Annotated in this window: 28 protein-coding genes; 18 read left to right on the forward strand and 10 right to left on the reverse strand. The window is 63.9% G+C overall.

Features of this window, described 5'->3' with window-relative positions:
• The 5 genes from KW842_RS06205 to KW842_RS06225 are packed head-to-tail and all read left to right on the forward strand — an operon-like array spanning window position 1 to window position 3,481.
• Window positions 1-969 (forward strand): MlaD family protein, encoded by a 969-nt coding sequence (locus tag KW842_RS06205; protein ID WP_218303232.1) that lies wholly within the window; start codon window positions 1-3, stop codon window positions 967-969.
• The gene (locus KW842_RS06210; protein ID WP_218303233.1) at window positions 966-1,643 is read left to right on the forward strand and encodes a hypothetical protein; all 678 of its coding nucleotides are present in this window, start codon (window positions 966-968) and stop codon (window positions 1,641-1,643) included. The genes KW842_RS06205 and KW842_RS06210 overlap by 4 nt, the downstream gene beginning before the upstream one ends.
• Window positions 1,640-2,140, forward strand: a complete 501-nt coding sequence (locus KW842_RS06215) for a DUF2867 domain-containing protein (RefSeq protein ID WP_218303234.1) — start codon at window positions 1,640-1,642, stop codon at window positions 2,138-2,140. The genes KW842_RS06210 and KW842_RS06215 overlap by 4 nt, the downstream gene beginning before the upstream one ends.
• Window positions 2,141-2,170: 30 nt before the next feature.
• Window positions 2,171-3,133, forward strand: a complete 963-nt coding sequence (locus KW842_RS06220; RefSeq protein ID WP_218303235.1) for a nucleoside hydrolase — start codon at window positions 2,171-2,173, stop codon at window positions 3,131-3,133.
• A gap of 3 nt (window positions 3,134-3,136) precedes the next feature.
• Complete coding sequence (locus KW842_RS06225; RefSeq protein WP_218303236.1) at window positions 3,137-3,481, forward strand: translation initiation factor Sui1; 345 nt, start codon at window positions 3,137-3,139, stop codon at window positions 3,479-3,481.
• Here KW842_RS06225 and KW842_RS06230 read toward each other — a convergent pair whose 3' ends face one another.
• Window positions 3,482-4,102 carry an isochorismatase family protein gene (locus KW842_RS06230; RefSeq protein ID WP_307729797.1) on the reverse strand — a complete coding sequence of 207 codons (621 nt, stop codon included), beginning with the start codon at window positions 4,100-4,102 and terminating at the stop codon, window positions 3,482-3,484.
• 98 nt (window positions 4,103-4,200) lie between these two features.
• Here KW842_RS06230 and KW842_RS06235 point away from each other — a divergent pair, with 98 nt between their 5' ends.
• Window positions 4,201-5,154: a GlxA family transcriptional regulator gene (locus KW842_RS06235; RefSeq protein ID WP_218303238.1), complete on the forward strand. Its 954-nt coding sequence runs from the start codon at window positions 4,201-4,203 to the stop codon at window positions 5,152-5,154.
• Here KW842_RS06235 and KW842_RS06240 read toward each other — a convergent pair whose 3' ends face one another.
• Together KW842_RS06240 and KW842_RS06245 are read right to left on the reverse strand one after the other, a co-directional pair.
• Complete coding sequence (locus KW842_RS06240) at window positions 5,155-6,420, reverse strand: DEAD/DEAH box helicase (RefSeq protein WP_218303239.1); 1,266 nt, start codon at window positions 6,418-6,420, stop codon at window positions 5,155-5,157.
• Window positions 6,421-6,462: 42 nt separating this feature from the next.
• A complete protein-coding gene (locus tag KW842_RS06245; protein WP_218303240.1) occupies window positions 6,463-6,918 on the reverse strand; it encodes a hypothetical protein in 456 nt (151 codons plus the stop codon).
• Here KW842_RS06245 and KW842_RS06250 point away from each other — a divergent pair.
• Window positions 6,917-7,906, forward strand: a complete 990-nt coding sequence (locus tag KW842_RS06250) for a dipeptidase (RefSeq protein WP_218303241.1) — start codon at window positions 6,917-6,919, stop codon at window positions 7,904-7,906. The two genes, KW842_RS06245 and KW842_RS06250, sit on opposite strands and share 2 nt — an antisense overlap.
• On the opposite strand, the gene KW842_RS06255 is transcribed toward KW842_RS06250, so the two are convergent.
• A complete protein-coding gene (locus KW842_RS06255) occupies window positions 7,903-8,313 on the reverse strand; it encodes a hypothetical protein (RefSeq protein ID WP_218303242.1) in 411 nt (136 codons plus the stop codon). The two genes, KW842_RS06250 and KW842_RS06255, sit on opposite strands and share 4 nt — an antisense overlap.
• A gap of 78 nt (window positions 8,314-8,391) precedes the next feature.
• On the opposite strand from KW842_RS06255, the gene KW842_RS06260 reads away from it, so the two are divergent.
• A complete protein-coding gene (locus KW842_RS06260) occupies window positions 8,392-8,757 on the forward strand; it encodes a MerR family transcriptional regulator (RefSeq protein WP_218303243.1) in 366 nt (121 codons plus the stop codon).
• On the opposite strand, the gene KW842_RS06265 is transcribed toward KW842_RS06260, so the two are convergent.
• Window positions 8,750-10,564 carry a DUF4153 domain-containing protein gene (locus KW842_RS06265; RefSeq protein ID WP_218303244.1) on the reverse strand — a complete coding sequence of 605 codons (1,815 nt, stop codon included), beginning with the start codon at window positions 10,562-10,564 and terminating at the stop codon, window positions 8,750-8,752. The genes KW842_RS06260 and KW842_RS06265 overlap by 8 nt on opposite strands.
• A 98-nt stretch (window positions 10,565-10,662) precedes the next feature.
• Between KW842_RS06265 and dapC the strand changes: the two genes are divergently transcribed.
• From dapC to KW842_RS06280, 3 genes are read left to right on the forward strand one after another with little or no spacing between them, the layout of a single operon-like run.
• On the forward strand, window positions 10,663-11,871 hold the full coding sequence (gene dapC / locus KW842_RS06270) for a succinyldiaminopimelate transaminase (protein ID WP_218303245.1): 1,209 nt from the start codon (window positions 10,663-10,665) through the stop codon (window positions 11,869-11,871).
• Window positions 11,872-11,887: 16 nt separating this feature from the next.
• Complete coding sequence (gene dapD, locus KW842_RS06275) at window positions 11,888-12,715, forward strand: 2,3,4,5-tetrahydropyridine-2,6-dicarboxylate N-succinyltransferase (RefSeq protein ID WP_218303246.1); 828 nt, start codon at window positions 11,888-11,890, stop codon at window positions 12,713-12,715.
• Between the two features lie 31 nt (window positions 12,716-12,746).
• Entirely contained in the window at window positions 12,747-13,886 is a 1,140-nt protein-coding gene (locus KW842_RS06280) for a PilT/PilU family type 4a pilus ATPase (protein WP_218303247.1), read from the forward strand.
• Between the two features lie 2 nt (window positions 13,887-13,888).
• On the opposite strand, the gene KW842_RS06285 is transcribed toward KW842_RS06280, so the two are convergent.
• Together KW842_RS06285 and KW842_RS06290 are read right to left on the reverse strand one after the other, a co-directional pair.
• On the reverse strand, window positions 13,889-14,605 hold the full coding sequence (locus KW842_RS06285; protein WP_218303248.1) for an SDR family oxidoreductase: 717 nt from the start codon (window positions 14,603-14,605) through the stop codon (window positions 13,889-13,891).
• A 12-nt stretch (window positions 14,606-14,617) separates the two neighbouring features.
• Window positions 14,618-15,622, reverse strand: coding sequence for a polysaccharide deacetylase family protein (locus KW842_RS06290; RefSeq protein WP_218303738.1), 1,005 nt, complete (start codon window positions 15,620-15,622; stop codon window positions 14,618-14,620).
• A 113-nt stretch (window positions 15,623-15,735) separates the two neighbouring features.
• Here KW842_RS06290 and KW842_RS06295 point away from each other — a divergent pair, with 113 nt between their 5' ends.
• From KW842_RS06295 to KW842_RS06315, 5 genes are all read left to right on the forward strand, one after another.
• On the forward strand, window positions 15,736-16,635 hold the full coding sequence (locus tag KW842_RS06295; protein WP_218303249.1) for a LysR family transcriptional regulator: 900 nt from the start codon (window positions 15,736-15,738) through the stop codon (window positions 16,633-16,635).
• A 105-nt stretch (window positions 16,636-16,740) separates the two neighbouring features.
• Window positions 16,741-17,094, forward strand: coding sequence for an ArsC family reductase (locus KW842_RS06300; protein WP_218303250.1), 354 nt, complete (start codon window positions 16,741-16,743; stop codon window positions 17,092-17,094).
• 23 nt (window positions 17,095-17,117) lie between these two features.
• Window positions 17,118-18,251: a succinyl-diaminopimelate desuccinylase gene (dapE, locus tag KW842_RS06305; protein WP_218303251.1), complete on the forward strand. Its 1,134-nt coding sequence runs from the start codon at window positions 17,118-17,120 to the stop codon at window positions 18,249-18,251.
• 6 nt (window positions 18,252-18,257) lie between these two features.
• The gene (prmB, locus tag KW842_RS06310) at window positions 18,258-19,145 is read left to right on the forward strand and encodes a 50S ribosomal protein L3 N(5)-glutamine methyltransferase (protein WP_218303252.1); all 888 of its coding nucleotides are present in this window, start codon (window positions 18,258-18,260) and stop codon (window positions 19,143-19,145) included.
• A 78-nt stretch (window positions 19,146-19,223) separates the two neighbouring features.
• On the forward strand, window positions 19,224-21,224 hold the full coding sequence (locus tag KW842_RS06315) for an ATP-binding cassette domain-containing protein (RefSeq protein WP_218303253.1): 2,001 nt from the start codon (window positions 19,224-19,226) through the stop codon (window positions 21,222-21,224).
• Between the two features lie 5 nt (window positions 21,225-21,229).
• Here the strand turns inward: KW842_RS06315 and KW842_RS06320 are convergent, their stop codons facing one another.
• Window positions 21,230-21,703, reverse strand: coding sequence for a chemotaxis protein CheW (locus tag KW842_RS06320; protein WP_229223535.1), 474 nt, complete (start codon window positions 21,701-21,703; stop codon window positions 21,230-21,232).
• A gap of 115 nt (window positions 21,704-21,818) precedes the next feature.
• Here KW842_RS06320 and arfB point away from each other — a divergent pair, with 115 nt between their 5' ends.
• Entirely contained in the window at window positions 21,819-22,217 is a 399-nt protein-coding gene (gene arfB, locus KW842_RS06325; protein ID WP_218303255.1) for an alternative ribosome rescue aminoacyl-tRNA hydrolase ArfB, read from the forward strand.
• Between the two features lie 11 nt (window positions 22,218-22,228).
• Here arfB and KW842_RS06330 read toward each other — a convergent pair whose 3' ends face one another.
• Window positions 22,229-22,942 (reverse strand): sulfite exporter TauE/SafE family protein, encoded by a 714-nt coding sequence (locus KW842_RS06330; RefSeq protein ID WP_218303256.1) that lies wholly within the window; start codon window positions 22,940-22,942, stop codon window positions 22,229-22,231.
• A gap of 77 nt (window positions 22,943-23,019) precedes the next feature.
• Between KW842_RS06330 and KW842_RS06335 the strand changes: the two genes are divergently transcribed.
• Complete coding sequence (locus KW842_RS06335) at window positions 23,020-23,934, forward strand: LysR substrate-binding domain-containing protein (RefSeq protein ID WP_218303257.1); 915 nt, start codon at window positions 23,020-23,022, stop codon at window positions 23,932-23,934.
• Here the strand turns inward: KW842_RS06335 and KW842_RS06340 are convergent.
• A complete protein-coding gene (locus KW842_RS06340; RefSeq protein WP_373925143.1) occupies window positions 23,896-25,764 on the reverse strand; it encodes a flagellar assembly protein A in 1,869 nt (622 codons plus the stop codon). The two genes, KW842_RS06335 and KW842_RS06340, sit on opposite strands and share 39 nt — an antisense overlap.
• Between the last annotated feature and the right edge of the window lie 11 nt (window positions 25,765-25,775).

Consider the following 25,775-nt stretch of genomic DNA (forward strand, 5'->3'; position numbering starts at 1 on the left):
ATGACAGAACAACATAACGAAGCCGCGCCGGTGCGCAACGCAGAATTCAAGGCTGCCCTGCTGCTGGTGCTGATGGTGGTGCTGGTGGCCGGATCGGCGCTTTACCTTTTGTATGCGCGCGGCGCGTTCGAATCCACGCAAACGCTGATACTGCAAGCCGACGATTCGGAAGGCGTGGTGGTCGGCATGGATGTGACCTTCGCCGGCTTCCCCATCGGCCGGGTACGCCGGATTGAATTGAGCAACGAGGGCAAGGCGCGGTTGGTGGTGGACGTGCAGAGCAAGGATGCGCACTGGCTGCGCAGTTCCAGCATCTTCACGCTGGAGCGTGGCCTGGTCGGTGGCGCCAAGTTGCGCGCTTTCAGCGGCATACCGACCGATCCGCCGCTGGAGGACGGCGCGGCGCGCGCACTGCTGGTCGGCGATCCGGGCGCCGAAATTCCGCGCCTGCTGGCGGCAGCGCGCGACCTGCTGCAAAACCTGAATGATCTGACGGCGGAGAATTCCGCCCTGGCAGCCAGCCTGGCCAACGTCGCGGGCGTGACCGGCAAGCTGAACGGTCCGCAAGGCGCGATGGGCCTGATCGCTGGCGACGACAAGAACGCACAGCAGTTGATGGAGCGCGCCAACAAGCTGCTGCTGACGGTGAACGCGCTGGCGGTCAAGGCGGATAGCCTGATCGGCCATGCGGATGAACAGGTGTTTGGCCAGAAAGGCGTGATGACGGATGCCCAGGCCACGGTGCAGCAGCTGAACGGGCTGCTGGCGGATGCGCGCAACTCGCTGAAGAAAATGGACGCGGTGCTGGTCGAGGCGCAAGCCGTCGCTTCCAATACCAAGGAAGCCACCGCCGACCTGGGCGCGCTGCGCGGCGAAGTGGAAAGCAGCTTGCGCCGCGTTGAGCAGTTGGTCAATGAAATCAACCGTAAATGGCCGTTCAAGCGCGACACGGAGATCAAGCTGCCATGAAGAACACCATCACCATCGCTGCCGCTGCTGCGCTGCTGGCCGGCTGCAGCAACAACCCGCCGGTGCCGGATTGGCAGATGAACGCACACAACGGCATCGACCGCGCTACCGCCGCCTACATGGAAGGCAACACGCGCATCGAAGCCGCCGAATTCAAGCGCGCCCGCAGCGCGCTGGCCAGCACCGGCAAGGTCGATCTGATCATCCGCGCAGAACTGATCCAATGCGCCGCGCGCGTCGCCGCGCTGGTGTTCGAAGACTGCGCCGGCTACACCAAGCTGGCGCAAGACGCCAGCCCCGCCGACCGCGCCTACGCCGCCTACCTCGCAGGCCGCCTTTCCGGCGCCGGCGCCCCGCTCTCCCCGTCCGACATCGCCCTGCTGCCTGCGCAGCACCAGGCGGTGGCTGCGGCGACGAGCGACGCGGCGGCGGCCGGCGCGGTGCAAGCGATCACCGATCCGCTCTCGAAACTGGTCGCCAGCGGCGTGCTGCTGCGCGCCGGCAAAGCCAGTCCACAGCTACTGGCGGACGCAGCCGAAACCGCCTCCGCCCAAGGCTGGCGCCGTCCGCTACTCGCCTGGCTGGGCGTACTAGCCATGCGCGCCGAACAAGCCGGCGACACCGCCGAAGCCCAGCGCATCAAGCGCCGCATCGACCTGGCCACCGAAAAATGAACATCACTACCACCGCGATTCCGCCGCACACACAGATCGCCGACAAACTTCGCGGCGCCGATTTCCACGACTGCTACGAAACCGACCTGCAACCGACGCCGCTCACCGCACTGGAACTTTACCTGCGCGTGGTGGCCACCACGCCCGGCTGGGTCAACGCCGCCATGGCGCTGCGCAACCGCATCGTGCAACTGGCCGGCCTGAAAAATCTCGGCCTGCTCAGCGATATCGATCAGAACAAGCCAGCCAGCGCATACAAAGTCGGCGACCGCGTCGGCATCTTCACCATCATCTACCTCAGCGAGCAGGAAGTCATCCTCGGCGACGCCGACAAACACCTCAACGTCAACCTCTCGGTCTGCAAACTGCCGGGGAAAGTCGCCATCAGCACCGTGGTGCACACCAAGAATGCGCTGGGCCGGCTGTACATGCTGTTTGTCGCCCCGGCCCACCGCCGCATCGTCCCGGCCACGCTAAGGAAAGCCAGCTTCCTGTAAAATTCCCGCTTCACCGCATCAAGGATTGTCATGGCCTACTCTCTCGCCCGCCCAGTGCGCGGGCTGCTCACCGCATTCGCGCTGTCGTGCGCCGTCGCCGCGCACGCCGCGCCACAGAAAGTCATCGTCGACATGGACATCGGCGACGATATCGACGACGCCTTTGCCCTCGGCCTGCTGCTGCAAAGCCCGGAAATCGAGATCGTCGGCATCACCACCGCCTGGGGCGACACCGCGCTGCGCGCGCAACTACTGGAGCGCATGCTGCGCGAGACAGGCCACAGCCAGATCCCGATCGCGCAAGGCCTGGTAACGAAAGACAATCCGCAGCCATTCACGCAGGCCCGCTACGCCCAGCGCGGCAAACTGCCGGCCAGGATCGAGGCGGTCAACTTCATGCTGGAGCAGGTCAAGCGCCAGCCCGGTCAAATCACCCTGCTGGCACTCGGCCCGCTGACCAACGTCGGCGCCGCCATCCAGCGTGACGCCGCCGCCTTCCGCCAGTTCAAGCAAGTCGTCATGATGGGCGGCTCGGTGCGCAGCGGTTACCGCAAGTCGCAATACGTGCCGGCGCGCCCGGCCGACAAGGAATACAACATTGTTTCCGATATCGCCAGCGCGCAAAAGCTGTTCACCTCCAGCGTGCCGATCGTGATGATGCCGACCGACTCGACGCAAATCCGCCTGGACGAAGTGGAGCGCAACGCCCTGCTAGGCCATGGTTCGCAGGTCACCGACGCGCTGGCCCTGCTCTATCACCAGTGGATTAATGCCTACCAGCCCTGGTCCAGCAATATGCCATCGCTGTTTGACGTGGTGCCGGTCACCTGGCTGCTTGATCCGGCCGTCTGCCCCGCCACACCGCTGCGCATTGTGGTCGATAACGAAGGCTACACCCGCGAACAACCGGGCAAGCCGAACGCACAAGTGTGCCTGGTCTCAGACCAAAAGCGCTTCTTCGAGCTGGTGATGCCGCGTTTGCTGAAGGACTAAGCCATGGCCCTGGTCTACTCTACTGAAACCGGCCGCATCTGCCCGGACTGCCGCAAGCCGCTGAACGACTGCGCCTGCAAAGCCGCCGCCAGGGCCAAACCAGCCGGCGACGGCAATGTGCGCGTGGCGCGCGAATCAAAAGGACGCGGCGGCAAGACAGTCACCCTGGTGCGCGGCCTGCCACTGGACGCCGAGGCACTGGCGGCGCTGGGCAAGCAGCTGCGCAGCGCCTGCGGCTCGGGCGGCACGGTCAAGGACGGCGTGCTGGAAATCCAGGGCGACCATTGCGAACGCGTGATGGCCGAGCTGACGAAACTTGGCCACAAGCCCAAACGCGTCGGCGGATAATCACACCGAAGCACCCTTGCGCGTACGCTGGACCGACAGGTAAATATTGTCGCGCTCCAGCGCCTTGCCTTCGCGTGCCGCCGCAATCCACTGCTCGGTGCTGGCCACCGCTGCAAACCCGGAATGGAACACCGTGCTGAATACCCGGTGGATCTCTTCCGCGCTGGCCTTGCCGGCCGCATTCTCATAGGACGGCGAGCCGCTGGCGTCCGACAAAAACTCCACCGCCAGCCCTTTGTGAGCGGCCTCGTAGATGGTCGACGCCTCGCAGTTATGCGTCATGTAGCCGGCGATGGTCAACGTATCGATGCCGTTATCGGCGATCCACTGTCCCAGGTCGGTGCCGGTGAACACGCTGGCATAGGTCTTGTTGATATGGTGGCTGGAGGGACGGCTGGCAATTTCATCGTGCAGCTGCCAGGCTGGTGAACCCTTGGCAAAGATCGGCGACTGCTCCGGCGCATCATGCTGCACCACCACCACCGGGATATCCGCGGCGCGCGCAGCATCCATGGCGCGGGTGATGTTGGGCAGCGTGACATCCACCGGTGGGTACTCGATCTGCATATTTCCGCTGAAGTATTCGTTTTGCACGTCGATGACGATCAGGGCGCGGCGCATGGTGATTCTCCTGTATGGGTTTGCAATGACAGCCATTCTGCGCGCCGGAGCGATCCGGCAACAGCGGCCCGAAGGCATACATACGATATAATCGGGCCATGAACGCGCCCACCGCCCAAAGCTATCGGATTGCCGTCATCGCCTTCGACGGCATCACCCCTTTTCACCTGTCGGTGCCCGGCATGGTATTCCGTGATGCCGCCTTTGACATCCGCATCTGTTCGCCGGACGCCTCGCCGCTGCACACCACCGGCGGCTTCGATATCACCATCCGCCATGGCCTGTCGGCGCTGGCGCGCGCCGACATCGTCATCCTGCCGACCTGGCACGATGACTGCCGCGACGCGCCGCCGGCGCTGCTGGAGGCGCTGAAGCGTGCCCACCGGCGTGGCGCCCGCATCGTCGGACTGTGCCTGGGCGCCTTCCCGCTGGCGCAAGCAGGCCTGCTGGCGGGCCGCCGCGCCACCACCCACTGGGCCTTTGCCGATACGCTGGCCGAGCGCTATCCCGCTGTAGAAGTCGATCGTGAAGTGCTGTATGTCGATGATGATGTGCTGACCTCGGCCGGCGTGGCAGCGGGTCTGGACTGCTGCCTGCATCTGCTGCGCCAGCTACGCGGCGCCGAAGCGGCCAACCACGTGGCGCGGCAACTGGTGGTGGCGCCGCACCGGCAAGGCGGCCAGGCGCAGTTTATCGAGCGCCCGGTGCCGGTCAGCGGCAGCGACGACCGCTTTGCGCAGGTGCTGGCCTGGGTCAACCAGCATCTCGCCGACCATCACAGCATCGATGCGCTGGCCGCACGCGCGGCCATGAGCCGCCGCAATTTCACGCGCCACTTCCGCGACGCCACCGGCACCTCGTTCAAGCAATGGCTGCTCAACCAGCGCGTGGCGCATGCGCAGCGGCTGCTGGAAAGCAGCGAGCTATCGATTGAGATAGTAGCGCAGGAAGCCGGTTTCGGCTCGGCCTTGTCGCTACGCCAGCATTTTCGCGCCGCGCTGCGCACCTCGCCGTCCGTCTACCGGCGCCATTTTCACGCCAGCGGCGGCTGACTATTCGTCGGACGCCGCGCCCGATGCGCCCAGCGCAGCCGCTTCGCGCAACTTGTCCTTCTTGCTCTTGCGCTTGCCCTTGATGCCGCCATTCACGAAGTCCGTGACGGAGCTGACCGCTTGCGCGATGTCAGTCGGTTCGAAACCGGCGATCACCTCGCGCGGCACGCGCATATTCTGGCGCTGCTCGATCAGGCGGAAATGCTGTTCGGCGTCGGCAATGACGAAACTGATCGCCGTACCGCTTTCGCCGGCGCGGCCGGTGCGGCCGATGCGGTGCGTGTAGTCGACCGCAGAACGCGGCAAATCGTAATTGACCACCGCAGGCAGACGCGCGATGTCGATGCCGCGCGCCGCCATATCGGTCGCCACCAGCACTTGCAGATGGCCGGAACGGAAATCGGTCAACGTTTGCGTGCGGGCGCCCTGACTCAGTTCGCCATGAAAGGATTCGGCATGGATGCCATTGCGGCGCAATTTATCCGCCACATGGTCGGAAGCATATTTGGTGGCGACAAACACCATCACGCCACGCCATTTGTGCTCCAGGATCAGGTGCTTGAGCAGCATGGTGCGGCGTGGCACGTCTACGCTGATGGCGCGCTGGGTGATGGCTGGCTGGCTGGCCGCCTCGGACAGCACTTCGATGCGCGCAGGCGATTTCAGCATGCTGTCGGCCAGCTTTTGCACTGCCGGCGGGAAGGTCGCGGAGAACAACAGGTTCTGGCGCTGCTGGGGCAGCAGTTCAAGAATGCGGTTCAGCTCTTCGCTGAAGCCCAGGTCCAGCAGGCGATCCGCCTCGTCCAGCACCAGCATCGAGGTCTGCTCTATCCGTACCGCGTTGTGGTCGATCAGGTCCAGCAGGCGGCCGGGCGTAGCGACCAGGATGTCGGCGCCGCCGCGCAAGGCCAGCATCTGCGGATTGATCGACACGCCGCCAAACACCACTTGCACCTTGTAAGTGGTCGGCAGCATCGACACCAGCTTGCGCACCGCCTCCCCCACCTGTGCCGCCAGCTCGCGCGTCGGCACCAGGATCAGGCCATGCAGCCGGCGCGGGCCACCGCGTTTGGCCAGCAGCGTTTGCAGCATCGGCAGCGCGAACGCGGCAGTTTTGCCGGAACCAGTTTGCGCCGCGCCCTGCACGTCGTCGCCGCGCAGGATGGCGGGGATGGCGGCACGCTGGATGGCGGTCGGCTCCTGATAACCGATTTCGGTGATCGCGTTGAGCAGGGAGGGTGCTAGGCCCAGGGTGGAGAAAGACATATCGGCCTGAATTCAATTAAACAGGCGCCAGTATAAAGCATGCTAGTTGCACACCCCTCGCAGATAGGCAATCGGGACGAACGGAAGCTTCAGGATACCCTTCAGGAAAAACGTCGGCTGACGCTTCAGTCCTTCCGAATGCAGGCAATCCGGGACCTTGGCTTCGTCAAAGGCAGCGCTCATCACATCCTGCTTGATCGGGTTGAGCGCCACCACGCCCGCCTGCACCGGAGTGGGCTCCGGCGCCGGTTCGGCAACCACTATCTCAGCCACCGCTTTTTGCACGACAGGGTCGCTGCGGCCTTGCAGCGCCTTGATATCAGCCTCCGAGACTTGCTTGTCGAGGTAGGGATCTCTTGGTGATTCTTTCGCCTGCGCGGCAGCGGCCAGCAGCGCCGAGAGCAGCAAACAGGATAAACGCATCAGAATTTCCCCGGTGGTGAATACACGCAATGCATTATCATGCAGAATAGCCGTTTTGATAAAGAAAAATACCATGATCCACTGGGACGCTCACGCCTGTCTTCCGCAACATCCGCTGGCTGATTTCACGCCGGTGCGCCGGCTGCACGCGGCCGGGGTCAATTACGTTTCGCTCAATGTCGGCGCGGACATGAATCCGCTCACGCAAGTGATGTCGGTGATCGCCGGCTACCGCGCTACCATCGCCGCCGATCCGGAACGCTACGTCCTGGTGTCCAGCGTGGACGACATCATCCAGGCCGCCGCCGACGGCCGCATGGCCATCTCCTTCGATCTGGAAGGTGCGCTGCCGCTGCTGGAGCAGCCTGAAATGGTGGAACTCTATGCGCAGCTGGGCGTGCGGCAGATGCACTTCGCCTACAACCGCAACAACAGCGTAGCGGGCGGCTGCCACGATACGCCACAGGGTTTGACGCCGCTGGGCCACCGCATGCTGCAAGCGGTCAATGACAACAGCATCCTGATGGACTGCTCGCATACCGGCCAGCTGTGCAGCCTGGAGATCATGGAAGCATCGACGCAGCCGGTGATTTTCAGCCACGCCAATCCCTACACGCTGGTGCAGCACGGCCGCAATGTCACCGATGAGCAGATACGCGCGTGCGCCGCTACTGGCGGCGTGGTGTGCGTGTCGGGCCTGTCGTTCTTCCTCGGCAGCGAGCAGCCGGATGCGCACGATGTGGCGCGCCATGTGGCCTATATCGCCGATCTGGTGGGCGTGCGCCATGCCGGCATCGGGCTGGATATCTGCTTCCAGCAGCCGGGCCTGGACGACACGCCGCCCGGCGGCTTCGACCCCGTGCACTGGTGGCCAGCTTCGGCCGGCTACAGCATGGACCGGCCGCCCAGCTTCACCCAACCGGAGGTCTGGCGCGCGCTGCCAGCCGCATTGCGCCGCGCCGGCATGAGCGAGATGGAAACGGAGCTGGTCCTGGGCCGCAATATGATGCGCGTGGCGCAGCAGGTCTGGGGCGCTCCGGCCAAACTGGCGCAAGCGGCCTAAGCAGGTGGCCGCCGGCTTGCAGCGACCGGCAGCCACTGAGCAATCCCCCAGGCCAGCTCCGGCACGATGAACAGCCATAGCAGCGGTGCGCCGGTGGCGTGCAGCGCCCAGATCATCCAGGTGGTGAACAGCAGCCGCGCGACGCCGTCATAGCGGCCATACAGGGGCTGCGGATCGCGGATGCGCAACACCGACCACACCAGCACCACGCTGCCCAGCAGGCAGGCGAATAGCACATGGAAGGGCGTGAAGGGCGGCAGCGGTGCACCGCCCAGCGTTTGATTGAGCTGGTCTAGCCGGGCGTGGACGAAGGCGAAACTCCACGGCGTGGCAAACGGCGCGGTGACCAGCAGGTCATAGATGGCGCTAGCGCTGACGATGCGGCGATAAGTGGCGATATTCAGCATGGGCTCTCCCGTTGAGTAATGGGGCCATGCTAAAGCCTGGAGTACACTCCAGGGTCAAGCGATATTCAGAGACTGAACATGCAAATTGGAGAAATCGCCAGCGCTACCGGCATCAGCCGCGACACGCTGCGCTTTTACGAGAAACGCGGCCTGCTGCGCGCGCGCCGCAGCGCCAACGGCTACCGCGACTATCCGCCGGAAGCGGTGGAATGGCTGCGCTACATCCGCCTGGCGCAGACGCTCGGATTTACACTGGCAGAAATCGAAGCCGACCTGCCGCTGCTGGCCGAGCCGGACGCCGCCGCGCCTCAGCTGCGCGCTGCGCTGCAACGCAAGCTGGCCGATATCGACCAGCGCATTAGCGGCTTGCACCTGCTGCGCGGCGAGCTGGCGCGCCGCCTCGGCGAGGATATGCAGGCCTGCCCCCTGCAAGGCGCTACTTGAGTTTGTCGCACGTCTCGCCTGCTGCCGGCTCCTGGAGAAACTCCACGCGCCTGCCACCGATTTCCAGCTCCTTGAAGCGTGGCGCGGCCAGCGTAAATTCGCCCTTGCGCAGTTTCTCGACCAGTGGCTTGCAGGCGACATCGCTATAACGCAGGCTGCCGGCCGCGCTCCATTTGCCGTCGCCGCCCTCGGCGTACAACTGGCTACGGCCGCCCTTCTTCTCCAGCAGCAGGACTTCAGGCTTGCCATCGCCGTCTGCGTCCAGCACGAAGGCGTCGCACTTGCCTTCTTTGGTGCTAAGGCAGGATGGCTTGCTATCGTCCTGCACCTCGCCCCATGGCTGCGCCAGGAAACTGGCCGGCAGTTGCGCGCCGGCTGGCCAGACGGTCAGGTTGTCCGCCACCACGGCCGGCGAGGTCGCGCGCCGCTGCGGCTTCCAGCGATCCCTGTCTTCCAGCGCCAGCATGGCAGTGGCCTGCGCTTGCAGCAGTGCCGCATCCGGGCCGCTGGCGTTCTTCAGCTGCTCCAGTGCGGCCCGCCCATAGCGGCCGCCCTCAAAACGCAGATAGTGAAAATCGAACTTGGCGGCGCTGGTCTTGCCGTTCGCCAGCCGCGCCATCTGGCTTTGCACGCCAATGCGCGCCGGATCGGCGATCGGCGTGAACAGCGCCAGCAGCACCGCCAGGATCAGCAGGGATGTGTAGACATTCACCATGGTCAGCGGCTGCAGCCAGGTGTCGTACTGATAGGCCGCCCACAGATAGCCGATGGCGTAGCACGACGCCACCAGCAAGCAGGCGGCGGCGCAGACGCGGTCCGAGGTCCAGCCGTACTGCGCCACCCGCAGTCCCAGCGCATATATGCCGACCATGACCACCGGCAGGATCAGGATCGCGGCGGTACGCGCACCCACCCGCAGCGGCAGCGCGACTATCGCTTCGCCATTCTGGAATGCGGCGTTGACCAGCACCAGCAGCAGCGCGGCGGTGCCCAGCAGCACGGCGGTGGCGTGCCGGGTTTCCCACAGTGCCGTCAGGCCGGTGAACGGCAGCGTGCACAGGAAGCCGGTCACCAGCACCACGGCCACCGGCAAAATCCACGACAGCAGCACCAGCAGCAGCGTGCGGATGCCGCGCACTATCGACGGCCGCACGTCGGTGACATGCATGGCGCACGAAAACGCCGTGCAGATGACCGGCACGTTGAACCACGACTCACGCATCAGTTCCCGCAGAAAGCGCAGCTTGACCAGCATGAACAGCTCCGCCCCCATGTACAGCACAAAGAACAGCGCGCCAACAAAGAAGGTGGAAAACAACAGTTGTATAGCCAGCTTCCAGGCCGCCTCGAAATAGCCGTTATAGCTGGCGATGCGCCGGCCCTCATGCGCGCCGGCCATCACCAGCGTGTGCGCGATAAAGAACAGCACAGCACTGAAGAACACCAGCTGGGTCGACGGCGACGCCACCGGCTTGTACTCCCAATTGCTCAGGAGGGGCATGAATTTCATGCCGCGCCACACATCATGCGTGGCCAGCGCCAGCAGGACGATCAGCGCGACCAGCAGCCAGGCGGCGGCCTTGCGCGGCGCCAGATGGCCCAGACTGGACACCAGCAGCACCGGCCAGACCAGCAGTGTCAGCATCAGCGGCACCATTAAATACGCTGCGGTGGCGGGCCAGGCCACATCGCGCGAGGCGGCGTACAGCCAATACAGCAGCAATCCCTGCACCAGCCCCACCGCCAGCCGCGCCGCCATGACCCGGCGGCTGACCTGCGCTTCCAGCACGATCTCGTTTTCCGTCATTATCTGAACCTGTGATGAACCTGCGATGGTGAATTCGTATATTTTAACAATTTAGCATGGATGACCGGCGGCGCGCTGAGGCGCTATAATCAAGGACTATGAACCCACTTCTCCACAAGCTCCACCCCTATCCGTTTGAAAAACTGCGTCTGCTGTTTGAGCAGGTGACGCCCAACCCGCAATACAAGGCCATCAGCCTGGGCATGGGCGAACCCAAGCATCCGACGCCAGCCTTCATCCAGCAGGCGCTGGTCGACAATCTCGGCGGCCTGGCCGTGTATCCGACCACCATCGGCACGCCCGAGATGCGCGCCGCCATCGCCGGCTGGCTGGAGCGCCGCTACAGCCTGCCCAAGCTGAACGCCGCCACGCAAGTGCTGCCGGTGAACGGCTCGCGCGAGGCGCTGTTTGCGCTGGCCCAGGCGGTGATCGACAAGGATGCCGGCTCGGTGGTGGTCAGCCCGAATCCGTTCTATCAGATTTATGAAGGCGCAGCCTACCTGGCCGGCGCCGAACCCTACTTCGTCAACTCCGACCCGGCGCGCAACTTCGGCTGCGACTACGACAGCATTCCGGAAGACGTGTGGAAGCGCGTGGCGCTGCTGTTCGTCTGCTCACCCGGCAACCCGACCGGCGCGGTGCTGTCGCTGACCGACTGGGAACACCTGTTCGCGCTGTCGGAACGCTACAACTTCATCATCGCCGCCGACGAGTGCTACTCGGAGATTTACCACGGCGAGCAGCCGCCGCTGGGCGCGATGGAGGCCGCTCATCAGCTGGGCCTGGCCACTATCGAGCGCCCTTACGCACGGCTGGTGGTGTTCAGCAGCCTGTCGAAGCGCTCCAACGTGCCGGGCATGCGCTCCGGTTTCGTCGCCGGCGACGCCGAAGTGCTGAAAAAATTCCTGTTGTACCGCACCTATCACGGCGGCGCCATGAGCACCGCCGTGCAGGCTGCGTCGATCGCGGCCTGGAACGACGAGACCCATGTCGAGCAAAACCGCGAACAATACCGCGCCAAGTTCAACGCCATCACGCCTTTGCTGAAGGAAGTGCTGGACGTGGAACTGCCGGACGCCAGTTTCTACCTGTGGGCGGACGTCAGCCGTACCGGCCTGTCCGACACCGAATTCGCTCAGCGCCTGTACGCCGAATATAATGTCACGGTACTGCCGGGTAGCTACCTGGCGCGCGAGGCGCATGGCGTCAATCCTGGCCACAACCGCATCCGCATGGCGCTGGTCGCCGAAACGGCGGAAGGCCTGGAAGCGGCGCAGCGCATCGTCCAATTCTGCAAGTCCCTTTAATATTATTGAGTCCATCATGAGCCAACAACTCCAGAACATCATCGAAACCGCCTGGGAAGACCGCGCGAACATCAACCCAGCCAACGGCACTGCCGAACTGCGCGACGCCGTCAACCACGTGCTCGCCGGCCTGGACGCGGGCACCATCCGCGTGGCTGACAAAGCCACCGGCAGCTGGGTGGTCAACCAGTGGGTCAAGAAAGCCGTGCTGCTGTCGTTCCGCCTGGAGAACAACGTGGTCCTGCCATCGGACGGCACCATGCAGTTCTACGACAAGGTCCCGACCAAATTCGCCAACTACACCGCCGACGATTTCGCCAAGGGCGGCTTCCGCGTGGTGCCGCCAGCTGTGGCGCGCCGTGGCTCCTTCATCGCCAAGAACGTGGTGCTGATGCCCTCCTACGTCAACATCGGCGCTTATGTCGATGAAGGCGCGATGGTTGACACCTGGGCCACCGTCGGTTCGTGCGCGCAGATCGGCAAGAACGTCCACCTGTCGGGCGGTGTGGGCATCGGCGGCGTGCTGGAGCCAATGCAGGCTAATCCGACCATCATCGAAGACAACTGCTTCATCGGTGCGCGCTCGGAAATCGTTGAAGGCGTGATCGTTGAAGAGAACTCGGTGATCTCGATGGGCGTGTACATCGGCCAGTCGACCAAGATCTACGACCGTGCTACTGGTGAAGTGACTTACGGCCGCGTGCCTTCGGGTTCGGTGGTGGTATCGGGTTCGCTGCCTTCGGATGATGGCAAGTACTCGCTGTACTGCGCGGTGATCGTCAAACGTGTGGATGCGCAGACGCGTTCCAAGACCAGCATCAATGAGCTGCTGCGCGGCGTTTAAGCTGCTGTTTTAAAAACCGGAGAGTCACATCATGGCCATGGACCGCCTGTTCCAGCTGATGAAGGAAAAAAATGCGTCGGACATGTTCTTCGCGGTGAACTCTCCGGTGCATATCAAGATCAACGGGAACCTCATCCCGATCAACCAGCAAAAGCTGGAGCCGGACAACATCCATGCCCTGCTGGCGGAAATCGCCACGCCAGCGCAGATGGATGAACTGACCACTACCAACGAATTGAATATGGGCGTGTCGGTCCCCAATCTGGGCCGCTTCCGCCTGTCCGCATTCAAGCAGCGCGGCTCGATCTCGGCCGTGTTCCGCTTTGTACCGGCCAGCATTCCCGTGCTGGCGGATTTGCAGCTACCGCCGGTCCTGTCGGAACTGATCATGGAAAAGCGCGGCTTGCTGCTGCTGGTCGGTTCGACCGGTTCCGGCAAGTCGACCACCATCGCGTCGATGCTGGATCACCGCAACGAACTGCGTTCCGGCCATATCCTGACGCTGGAAGACCCAATCGAATACCTGTTCCAGAACAAAAAATCCATCGTCAACCAGCGCGAGATCGGCAGCGATGCGACCGACTTTGCCACCGCGCTGCGCAACTCCATGCGCCAGGCGCCGGATTGCATCCTGATCGGCGAGATCCGCGACAAAGAGACGATGGCGGCGGCGCTGGCCTATGCGCAGTCGGGCCATCTGGTGCTGGCGACGCTGCACGCCAATAACAGTTACAACGCCTTAAACCGCATCATCAGTTTTTATCCGATCGAGAACCGCCCTGCCCTGCTGCAGGATTTGTCGAGCACCGTCAAGGCGATTGTGTCGCAGCGGCTGGTGCGCTCGGCCAGCGGCGGCGCGCGCTCGGCGGCGGTAGAGGTCATGGTCAACACGCGCTATATCTCGGACCTGATCGAGAAAGGCGAAATCGGCCAGATCAAGGAGGCGATAGAGAAAAGCATGTCGCCCGGCTCGCAATCGTTCGAGCAGGCCTTGCTGAAACTGGTGCAGGACGGCCAGGTCAGCCAGGACGAGGCGCTGGCCAACGCCGATTCCGCCACCAATCTGCTGTGGCTGCTCAACAATGGGCCGGACAGCAAAGCCCAGGCCGAGCCGGAAGCCAAGCCGCCCAGCAGCGAAGCCTCGTTCACCGAGTTCACTCTCAACACCTAAGCTCAGGCGATCGCCGCACCGCCGTCCACCAGCACGGTGGAGCCGCTGGCGTAAGGCGTGGTCACCAGATAGACGATGGCGTTGGCCACATCTTCCGGCTGGCCCATGCGCTGCACCGGCAGCCGCGCAGCAACGGCGTCGAACCTGGCCTTGCGCGCCTCGTCACTCACACCTGACCACAATGGCGTGGCAATCATCCCTGGCGATACGGTATTCACGCGAACAGGCGACAGCTCCAGCGCCAGGCCACGCGCCAGTGATTCCAGCGCAGCGTTGATCGCGCCTTGCAGCACCGAGGTCTTGCCGGGACGGGTGCTGAGGAAGCCAGACACCAGCGTCAGCGAGCCGCCTTCGGCAATCCGGGCCGAGCGCGCCACGCGGTAAGCGCCCCAGAACTTGCTATTCATCGCCGCGTAGGCATCCACCAGCGGCAACTGTCGCACCGGTCCGGATGAGGTTTGCGCGGCAGAGACGACAACGTGGTCGAATTCGCCCTGCGCCGCGAAGAACGCTTCCACGCCTGCATCACTGGCCGTATCGAGAACGGCGGTGCGTACACCATCGCCGAGCCGCGTTGCCGCAGCCTGTAGCTTGGCCGGATCGCGCGAGGCGATCACCACCTGCGCGCCCAGCTCCGCCAGCGCCCGCGCTGCCGCTTCGCCAATGCCAGAACTGCCACCGACCACCAGTACTTTTTTTCCTTCGAGTTTGCTCATCATGTCCTCGTACTATCAAATGGTTTCAGTTTCGCGCAGCGTGTCCGCCCTGCCTGCCGCAAAGCGCGCTATCTCATCCTTGCGCATGAAGATCACGCCTGGATGCGACTTGGCGTAGCGCAGGAACTCGTCCAGCATCCGCACCATTTGCGGCGAGCCGCTGATGCGGTCATGCGTGCTGAGCGACATCATGCGGCGGCGTGTGGCGCCTTCTTCGTACAGTTGGTCGAACTCCAGCTTGACCTGTTCAAGGAACTGGCCCGGTGAATAGTTGCGGCCTTCGATCAGCATGATGTCGTTGTTGCGCAAGGTGTATGGCACGACCATGAAATCCTTGCCGTTGACCTGTTCGATGAAGGGCTCGTCGCGGCTGAGGTCATCGATGTGGTAGGTGTAGCCCAGCTCCTGCAGCAGCGACAGCGTATTCGGGCCGCGACGCAGCCAGTTGGCGTTGTAGCCGGTCGGGCGCTGGCCGGTCACTTCTTCCACCATGCGCGTGCCGTCGATCAGAAACTGGCGCTCCTGTGCACGGCTCATCGCATATTGCGAACTCCAGCGTGGCCCGTGCGCCGCCGCCTCGTGGCCGCGCCGCACGATGTCGCGCGCCAGCTCAGGATTGCGGCGTGCCGCTTCGCCGATCATGTGCGAGGTCACTTTGACGCCGTGCTTGTCCCACAGGTCCAGCATGCGCGGGATGCCTTCGCGGTAGCCGTAGGCAAACCAGGTGTTGGCGACCAGGTCGGCCGGCACGCTGGCGGGGAAGTCCACTTTCGGAAACGGGCTGTCGGTGCCTTTCAGTGGCTGGCCGCCGGCTTCAAACTGCATCGAGATAGAAATCACCAGGCGCGCGTTGTTCGGCCAGAAGCCGCCGTTGTTGTTGGCGGCCAGCGCTGGCGCGGCTTGCGAGGTTTGCGCGCTTGCCGTATGCGCCAGCAGGCCGGCGGCCGCCAGCGTGCCGGCTTGCCCCAGGAAGTTGCGGCGCCCAGGATCAGCCGCATCAGTGTCGGTGAATAGCTTCATCATCTCTCCTTCAGCAATAGTTGGGTGGTGAATGTGTCTATAATAGAGACAGAAATCCCACGAAAATAGCCCACATCGAGGGATAGATATTCTCCATTTCGCGAAGAATCAATATGATCGACGACCTGCCCGCCCTTGCCGCCTTTGCCCGGATTGTCAGCGCAGGCAGCATGTCCGCCGCCGCGCGCGAGCTGGATCTGCCGCTGTCGGTCATCAGCAAGCGTCTGGCGCAGCTGGAGAAAAGCGTGGGCGTGCGGCTGCTGCAGCGGACCACGCGCCGCCAGGCGCTGACTGAGGAAGGTGTGCTGCTGCATGCGCGCGTGTTGCGCATTCTGGATGAGATCGAGCAGGCGGAATCGCTGCTGTCACATAGCCGCCGTGAAGTCAGCGGCTTGCTGCGCGTGACCGCGCCCGGTGAATTCGGCCGCCAGCACATCGTGCCCATCGCCGCGGACTTTCAGCGCCAGCATCCGCAGTTGGCGATACAGCTGGATCTGAGCGATGCCGTGTTGAATCTGCTGGAAAGCGGGCATGATCTGGCGATCCGTTTCGGCAGCCTGGAAGATTCAAGCCTGGTCGCGCGCAGGCTGGCGCCCAACTACCGCGTCGCTTGTGCCGCTCCGGCTTATCTGGCGCAGTACGGCACGCCCAGCCATCCGGCCGAACTGGCCCAGCATCGCTGTATTCTGATCGGCGACCAGCGGCGGGCGGAATGGCGCTTTCATGGCGAAGAGCAGGTAGCGGTGCGGGTGAGCGGCACATTCATTACCAGCGACGGTCAGGCGGCGCATGCACTGGCGCTGGAGGCGGCTGGCATCGTGATCAAATCGATCTGGGACGTGGGCGACGACATCCTCGCCGGACGCCTGCAGCGCGTGCTGCCGTCGCATTCCATGCCAACCGCGCCGCTACACGCGATCTTCCCCAACAGCCAGAACCTCGCACCGCGCGTGCGCGCCTTTATCGACTATCTTCAAGCGCGCTTGCAACAGGCGTGGCGCTGGGATGCCTGAATGGTGCAGCCAGCAAGCGCTATACGGGCGGCGTTAAGTAGATTGCAACTATCGGCCGGGGCGTCGGCCATGGTATCCTACCGGGTCCAACTTCCCCGACGAATCATGACCATTACTCTCTACGGCATCCCGAACTGCGATACCGTCAAAAAAGCGCGTACCTGGCTGGCCGACCAGCAGCAGGAGTTCACCTTCCACGATTTTAAAAAGCAGGGCCTGACGCGCGAGATCGTCGCTGGCTGGCTGAAGCACCTGTCGCGCGATGTGCTGGTGAACCGCAAGGGCACCACCTGGCGTGCGCTGTCCGATGAGCGCAAGGCATCCATCGTAGACGACGAAGCGGCCATCGCGCTGATGCTGGAGAACCCATCCGTGATCAAGCGTCCGGTGATGGACAAAGACGGCGCCTTCTCGGTCGGTTTCTCCGACGCGCAGTACCAACAAATCCTTAATAGCTGATAAATAGCTGATAAATAGCTGACATGACTCCTTCCAAGACCCTGGCGCTGACCGAAAAGCTGATCTCCCTGTCCTCCGTCACCCCGGACGACAAAGGCTGCCAGCAGCATCTGATCGACCTGCTGACGCCTCTCGGCTTCAAGTGCGAAACCATCGTCTCGAACGGTGTGACCAATCTGTGGGCCCGCCGTGGCACGCAATCGCCGCTGATGGTATTCGCCGGCCATACCGACGTGGTGCCAACCGGCCCGGTCGAGCAATGGCGCTCGCAGCCCTTCACGCCAACCCATCGCGACGGCAAGCTGTATGGACGCGGCGCGGCCGACATGAAGACCTCGATCGCCGCCTTCGTGGTGGCCTGCGAAGAATTCATTGCCAAACATGACGACCATAAAGGCTCGATCGCCTTCCTGATCACCAGCGACGAAGAAGGCCCGGCCACCGATGGCACGGTCATCGTCTGCAATATGCTGAAAGAGCGCGGCGAAACCCTGGATTACTGCATCGTCGGCGAGCCGACCTCGGACGAAACGCTGGGCGACATGATCAAGAACGGCCGCCGTGGCTCGCTGTCCGGCAAGCTGACCATCAAAGGCGTGCAAGGCCATATCGCTTATCCGCAGCTGGCCAGGAATCCGATCCACCTGGGCGCACCGGCGCTGGCCGAACTGGCGGCCGAAGTCTGGGACAACGGTAACGAATACTATCTGCCGACCTCCTGGCAGATGTCCAATATCCACGCCGGCACCGGCGCCAATAACGTGATTCCCGGCGAGATGGTGATCGACTTCAACTTCCGCTTCTCGACCGCCAGCACGCACGAAGAACTGAAGCGCCGCGTGCACGCCATCCTCGACAAGCACCATCTGCACTACGATATCAAGTGGGCGCTGAGCGGCCTGCCCTTCCTGACCCCGCGCGGTACGCTGAGCGATGCGCTGTCGTCGGCGATCAAGTCGGAAACCGGCGTTGACACCGAGCTGTCGACCACCGGCGGCACCTCGGACGGCCGTTTTATCGCGCAGATCTGCCCTCAGGTGATAGAATTCGGCCCCCCGAACGCCAGCATTCACAAGATCGACGAGCATATCGAACTGCGCTTCGTCGATCCGCTGAAGAATATCTACCGCCGCACGCTGGAAAACCTGCTTACTTAAACCGCCATGACCACGACACTTTTCACCACGCCGCGCGACCTGCTGCGCTACGCCGTCACCCGCTTCAATACCGCCCAGCTGTTCTTCGGCCATGGCAGCATGGAAGCGTTTGACGAAGCAGCCTACCTGATCCTGCACACGCTGAAGCTGCCGCTGGACCGCCTCGATCCCTTCCTGGACGCAAGGCTGCTGCCGGAAGAAGTGGCGTCGGTGCTGGCGGTGATCGACCGCCGCGTCATCGAACGCATTCCGGCGGCCTACATCACCAACGAGGCGTGGCTGGGCACCTACAAGTTCTACGTGGACGAACGCACCATCGTGCCGCGCTCCTTCATCGCCGAGCTGATCCCCGAATACTTCGCACCGTGGGTCAACGAGCCTGAGAATGTCAGCAACATCCTGGAACTGTGCACTGGCTCCGGCTGCCTGGCGATCATGATGGCGGACGCCTTCCCTGATGCTGCGGTGGACGCGGTCGACATTTCGGCCGACGCGCTGGAAGTCGCCAAGCGCAACGTCGCCACCTACGAGCTGGAAGACCGCCTGACGCTGATTCAATCCGACCTGTACGCCAATGTGCCGGCCAAGAAGTACGACCTGATCATCACCAATCCGCCGTACGTCAACTCGTCCTCTATGAGCAAGCTGCCGATGGAATATCGCGCCGAGCCTGAACTGGCGCTGGATGGCGGCAAGGATGGCATGGACCTGGTGCGCCGCATCGTGGCCGGTGCCGCCGAACGCCTGACCGACGATGGCCTGCTGATCGTCGAGATCGGCAATGAAAAAGAATTTGCCGAAGCCGCATTTGGTGAACTGGGCCTGACCTGGCTCACCACCAGCAACGGCGACGACATGGTCTTCCTGCTGACGGCCGACCAACTGAAAATTTAATGTCATTCCCGCGCAAGCGGGAATCCATGCTGAGTATGGGCTCCCGCCTGCGCGGGAGCGAAGGCGCGAGAATAAACAATGATCCGTTTTAATCAAGTTAGTTTAATGCGCGGCGTGAAGCCGCTGCTGGAACAAGTCGATGTCACCCTCAATCCCGGCGACAAGATCGGCCTGATCGGCGCCAACGGCGCCGGCAAATCCAGCCTGTTCGCAATGATGCGCGGTGAGCTGCATCCCGACCAGGGCGACATCGATTTCCCGGCCAAATGGCGCGTTGCCTACGTAGCGCAGGAAACCCCGCCGCTGGAGCGCGCCGCCCTCGATTACGCCATCGACGGCGACGTCGGCCTGCGCAAGCTGGAAGCCGAACTGGCGCGCCTGGAGTCCGAACCGGAATCCACCGAGAACGGCATCGCCATGGGCGACATCTACGGCGCGCTGGCCGACGCCGACGCCTACACCGTGCAGTCGCGCGGCGAACAGCTGCTGCTGGGCCTTGGCTTCTCGCTCGACCAGATGCAGCAACCGGTGGCCAGCTTCTCCGGCGGCTGGCGCATGCGCCTCAATCTGGCGCAAGCGCTGATGTGCCCTTCCGACCTGCTGCTGCTTGATGAACCGACCAATCACCTGGATTTGGACGCCATCATCTGGCTGGAAGACTGGCTTAAACGCTACACCGGCACGCTGCTGATCATCTCCCACGACCGCGACTTCCTCGACGAAATCGTCAACGTGGTGGTGCACATCGACGAGCGCAAGCTGAAACGCTACTCGGGCAACTACTCGGCCTTCGAACGCCAGCGCGCGGCGCAGATGATACTGGCCGCTGGCGCACTGGAAAAGCAGCAACGCAAACGCGCCCACCTGGAATCGTTCGTCAACCGCTTCAAGGCGCAAGCCTCCAAGGCCCGCCAGGCACAGAGCCGGATGAAGGCGCTGGCCAAGATGGAAGAACTGGCGCCGCTGCGCGCTGCCGCCGAATTCTCCTTCGAATTCCGCGAGCCGCTGAACGCGCCGAACCCGCTGCTGGTGATGGAAGACGTCAACGCCGGCTACCGCAGCGAAAACGAACAGACCGGCGACATTAGCGAGAAAACCATCGTTCGCGATATCAATTTCTCGCTGCAGATCGGCCAGCGTATCGGCCTGCTGGGTATCAACGGCGCCGGCAAGTCGACGCTGATCAAGACCATCGCCGGCGAGCTGGCGCCGCTGACCGGCGAATCCACCACCGGCAAAGGCCTGAACATCGGCTACTTCGCCCAGCACCAGGTGGAGATGCTGCGCCACGACGAATCGCCGCTGTGGCACCTGGCGAAGATCGCGCCGACCACGCGCGAACAGGAACTGCGCAACTTCCTGGGCGGTTTCAACTTCCCAGGCACCATGGTGACCAGCTCGATCGCGCCGTTCTCCGGCGGCGAGAAAGCCCGCCTGGCGCTGGCCTTGATCGTCTGGCAGCGCCCCAACCTGCTGCTGCTGGATGAACCAACCAATCACCTGGACCTGGAAACCCGCGAAGCGCTGACCGAAGCGCTGGCGCAGTTCGAAGGCACGCTGGTGGTGGTATCGCACGATCGCCACCTGCTGCGCGCCACCACCGACCAGTTCATCATTGTCGCCGACGGCAAGCTGCAACCGTTCGACGGCGATCTGGACGACTACAAGGACTGGCTGTTCCAGACCAAGCTGGGGAAAGGCACCGATGTGCTGCCGGCCGCCGGCAAGGACAACAAGACCGCCTTCCCGGTGCAGTCGCCAGTGGCACCGCCTAAAGCCGCCGCCGCGCCAGCCGCCGGCAAGGAACAGAAGCGCCAGAGTGCGGAAGAGCGCCAGCGCCTGTCAGGGCTGCGCAAGCCGATCGAGCAAAAGATCAAGCGCCTGGACGAGCAGATCGCCAAGCTGACCGCAAAGAAAGCTGAAGTGGACGCCCAACTGGCCGAAGAGTCGATCTACGACGCGGCCAACAAGGCCAGGCTGAAGGAGCTGCTGGCCGACCAGGCTTACTGCACCAAGGAACTGGGCGAGCTGGAAGAACAGTGGCTGGCCTTGAGCGAAGAACTGGAAGCGCTCAGCTAAAACGGCTATGCCGCCTGGCGGGCGCCGTACTGGATTTTGCGGACCGACATCAGCTTGTCGATGTCCACCACGATCAGGCGGCGCCCTTCCACCTCCCCCACCCCGGTCAGGTAATCGACCTCGGTCGCACTGGCCACCGGCTGGATCTGTTCCTGCTTCAGCGCGACGATATCCGTCACGCCATCCACCACCATCCCCATCACGCAGCTGGACAGCTTGAGTACGATCACGTCGGTACGCGGATCGTGCTGCGGCGGGCGCGGGCCGAAGGCGATGCGCATATCGACGATCGGCATGATGACGCCGCGCGACACCACCAGGCCGCTGATCACGCCACCATCGTCGCCAGCCAGGCGCTCCAGCGCCTGCAAGGGCCGCAGCTCCTGCACACGCTCAAAATCCAGCGCGTAATCGCGCCCGCCCAGCCGGAACACCAGGTACTGACGCGCCTCGGCCTGCGGCGTGTTGGAGGAAGCCATGATGATCCTTTCGTTCGGGAAGACAGCTGTAGCCATGCTAACCGCGCCCGAACCGTTCGACGTTGACAGGCGTCAACTTTACCCGACGCGCAAGCGGGTTTGCTACAATCGGCCGATGAACACCCAGATCAATCCTGACGAAGTAGAATTCACCGCCATCCGCGCCCAGGGGCCGGGCGGACAGAATGTCAACAAAGTGTCGAACGCCGTGCATGTACGCTACGACATCGCCGCCTCGTCGCTGCCCGAACACATCAAGCTGCGCCTGCAGGCCTTGCGCGACAGCCGCATCACGCGCGAGGGGGTGATCGTGATGAAGGCGCAGCAGTCGCGCAGCCTCGGCGCCAACAAGCAGGACGCCTTGCGCCGCCTGCAGGAGATGGTCGACAGCGTGGCGGTGCTGCCCACCGTGCGCCGCGCCACCAAGCCCACCTTCAGCTCGCAGCGCCGCCGCCTCGACGGCAAGGCCAGGGACGGCGAACGCAAACAGCTGCGCGGCAAGGTCGCGTTTTAGCTTCTTCTCTATTATCGCAACAGCTGATGCGCGCCCAGCGCCAGCAGCGCGAGGAAGAAGCAGCGGCGGAACAGCGCCGGCTGCATGCGGCCGCGCAGCCACTGGCCCAGCTGCATGCCGGCGATGGCCGGCAGCAGCGCCAGCACCGAATTGCCGGCGGCCGACGCGTGCCACTCGCCGTGGATCGCCAGCAGCGCCGCCAGCGCCACCGTGCCAACCGTGAACGCCATGCCCAGCGCCTGCACCAGATCGTCCTTGTCCAGATTCAGCGCCTGGAAGTATGGCGCCACCGGCATCACGAACACGCCGGTCACGCCAGCCATCATGCCGGTGGTGGCGCCTGCCAGCGGCCCGGCCCAGCGTTCATGGCGCGGTGCCACGTGCAGCCGCCAGCCGGTCAGACCGAGCAGCCCGTAAGCGAGTAGCGCGACGCCCAGCACCGCCCCGCTCCAGCCGGCCGCGCCCAGCATACCGGCGGCAGCGACGCCAGCACAGATAGCCAGCATCACCCAGCGAAAGCGCTGCCACAGCGGATACAGCGCCGGGCCGGCGGCCAACTGCCATACATTCGTCACAGCCGAAGGCACGATCAGCAGCGCGGCAGCCTCCAGCGGCGCCATGCGCAGCGACAGCAGCGCGATCGCCACCGTCGGCAGGCCCATGCCGGTGACGCCTTTCACCAGCCCAGCCACAATGAAAACCACAGCGATAAATAAGATGTCCATGCAGCGTATTGTGCCCGCCCGCAGCGCAGCTGAAAATGTGGAATATACTGAGTCAGACTTCGGATAATACTTAGGCTATGCGCTTCGACCTGACTGACTTGCAGCTCTTCATCCACATCGCCGAAAGCGGCAGCATCACCGCCGGCGCACAGCTGGCGCACCTGGCGCTGGCTTCGGCCAGCGCGCGCATCCGGGGCATGGAGGAAGCGCTCAATGTGCCGCTGCTGCAACGCGGCCGGCGCGGCACCGAGCCGACCGAGGCTGGCCGCACGCTGTTGCAGCACGCGCGCACCATCATCCGCCAGACCGAGAATATGCACGCCGACCTGGCGCAATTTGCCACCGGACTGAAAGGCCAGGTGCGGCTGCTGTGCAACACCTCGGCCATCACCGAATTCCTGCCGGAAGCGCTGGCGGCCTTCCTCAAAAGCCATCCGCAACTGAGCATCAACCTGGAAGAGCGCATGAGCCGCGAGATCGTGCAGGCGGTGGCCGACGGCGCCGCCGACATCGGCGTCATCTCGGACGCGGTGGACCACGCCGGCTTGCAGACCTTTCCCTTCCGCGACGATGCGCTGGTGCTGGCGATGGCGCGTGGCCATCCGCTGGCGCAGCAATTGAAAGGCCGGCGCCGGATCGCCTTCGCGCAGGCGCTGGATCACGATTTCATCGGTCTGGCCGGCGACAGCGCCTTCCAGCAGAACGCCACCGAACAGGCGGCTCGGCTGGGCCGCCGCTTCCGCTGCAAGATCAGGCTATTGAGTTTTGAAGCGGTCGCCCGCATGGCGGCCAGCGGCGCCGGACTGGCCATCCTGCCGGCCACCGCCGCGCGGCGCAGCCCGGAGCCATTGCGGCTGGTGGCGCTCAGCGATGCCTGGGCCGACCGCAAGCTGCTGGTCTGCGTGCGCGACGCCGAAGCCCTGCCCGGCTATGCGCGCGAATTGCTGGCGGCGCTAATCGTCGACCGGCGGCGCCCAGTTGATCGGCCCTAGCGGGCCGCTGTGCAGCAACGTCATGCCGGGAGCCGCGCCGCGCACCTTCGCCTTGACCTCCTTGGCCGGACGGTCATAAGGCGGCGGCTCGCCGGGCATGAAACTCATGGTGCGCAACAGCACCTCGCCGGTCAGCAGCTCCACCACGCAGCGAGAGCCGCGCTGCAAGGCCGACTTCTGCCGCCGCACATTGCCAACCTCCTCCTGCGCCTGCTCATGCCGCACCTGGGCCGCCTTCATTGCCAGCGAAATCTTGGCCACCTGGCGCAGCGACGGGCCGACCGCCTCCGCCATCTTCTGGAACAGCGGCAGCTGTTCCGGCGTCAGCGTCAGCTCGCGCTTGCGCACGCGGGTGGCCAGCGTCAGGTAGTTGCGCACCTCGGTCTGATTGGTGATGCTGTCCATCTCCGCCTGATGCGCCTCGGCCTCGCGCGCCGCCGACGTCACGCGCGGCAGCAGCTCGGCGATCTTCTTGTCGAATTTGCTGGTATCCGGCACCAGCGCGTACAACAGCATCTCGCTCTGCTTGCGCGGCCCGGCGTGCACGATCTCGATCTTGCGGGCGGCGATGGCGCAGCCTTCAGCCACCTTGATCACCACTTCTTCGGCAATGATCTCGCAATTGCTGGCTTCGCCAATCACCACCCGTGTGCCGGAAATGATGCAGCTCTCCGCGCGCGTCAACGCGATCTCGCCATGCCGCGTCTGCAACACCGCGCCGGACGCCACGCCGCGCACGCGGATCGCCCCGTCGGCATTGGTGATCGTGCCGCCCATCAGATTCTTGTTCAGCGAGATATCGCCACCGCGCGACGCGATATTGCCGAACACGTCGCCGTGGATGGTGATATTGCCGCCTTCGACCACGCGCTGTTCCTGCACGTCGCCGAACTCCTCATACTCGCCGGTCAGCTGCAGGTTGCCGGTGGTGCGCGCGCTGACGCCTTCGCGGCTGATGATCTTGGGCCCGATCGACAGCCGCTTGCTGGCCGGGTCGACGCTCAGAAAGCCTTCGACAGCGGACACCAGGAACTCGCCGCCGCGCAGGTTCTCGACCACCGTCCCCTCGCCGGCCACGCTGGCCAGCTCAATATCCTTGGGCACCGGCGGCTCCAGCACCAGGCCGGATAGCTCGTAGCCACGCACGCCCGCCGTGCGCGGCACCTTGCGCAGCAGCTTGACGTTGGGTTTCACCTGCGGGAAGCGATTCTGGAAAGTTTGCAGATCCAGCCGGCCATCGCCCATATCCTTGGGTGCGTTGCTGCGGTGGATGTCCTGCGACACTTCCTCGATGGCAGCATCCTTGCCCGGCACCGCATTCAGGCGCCGCGCAACGGTGATGCGCGCCAGCCGCCCGCTGCCGATCACCTCGCGCACGGCCGGCGCATCGATGCCGAACCGTATGCCCTTGATCCACATGTCGGCGACAAATTCGTCAAAGTTGAGGCGCGCCGGCTGCGGCGGCAGATCCGGCACTTCAAAGTAGACCGGCTCGAAATAGTATTCCGCTTCGCCGTTGATCACTTTGACAGTTTTGTACAAAGCGCGGCGCGCCGCGTGGAATGGCTGGATGCTGTCGGCGAAACGCAGCAAGGGCTGGCTACGGAGCGATTCCGGCAGGTCCGGGCCGACGTTGTACAGCATCTTGCTGAACACCGCGTAATCCAGCCCGGCGAAATAGGCGCTGCTCATGAACATCTGGCTGACGGCGGTCAGGCAGGCCACGGCGGCGGCATCAGCCTGAAAATAAACACCGTCCGCGCGCCGGACGATGGCTGCAGGGAGCTCGCCTTCCGCAGTTTGTTCCAGCGCCGTAGCGTCGTCTGACACAGTCTAATCCC

It is taken from the genome of Duganella sp. sic0402 (assembly GCF_019219065.1).
GTDB lineage: Bacteria > Pseudomonadota > Gammaproteobacteria > Burkholderiales > Burkholderiaceae_D > Rugamonas.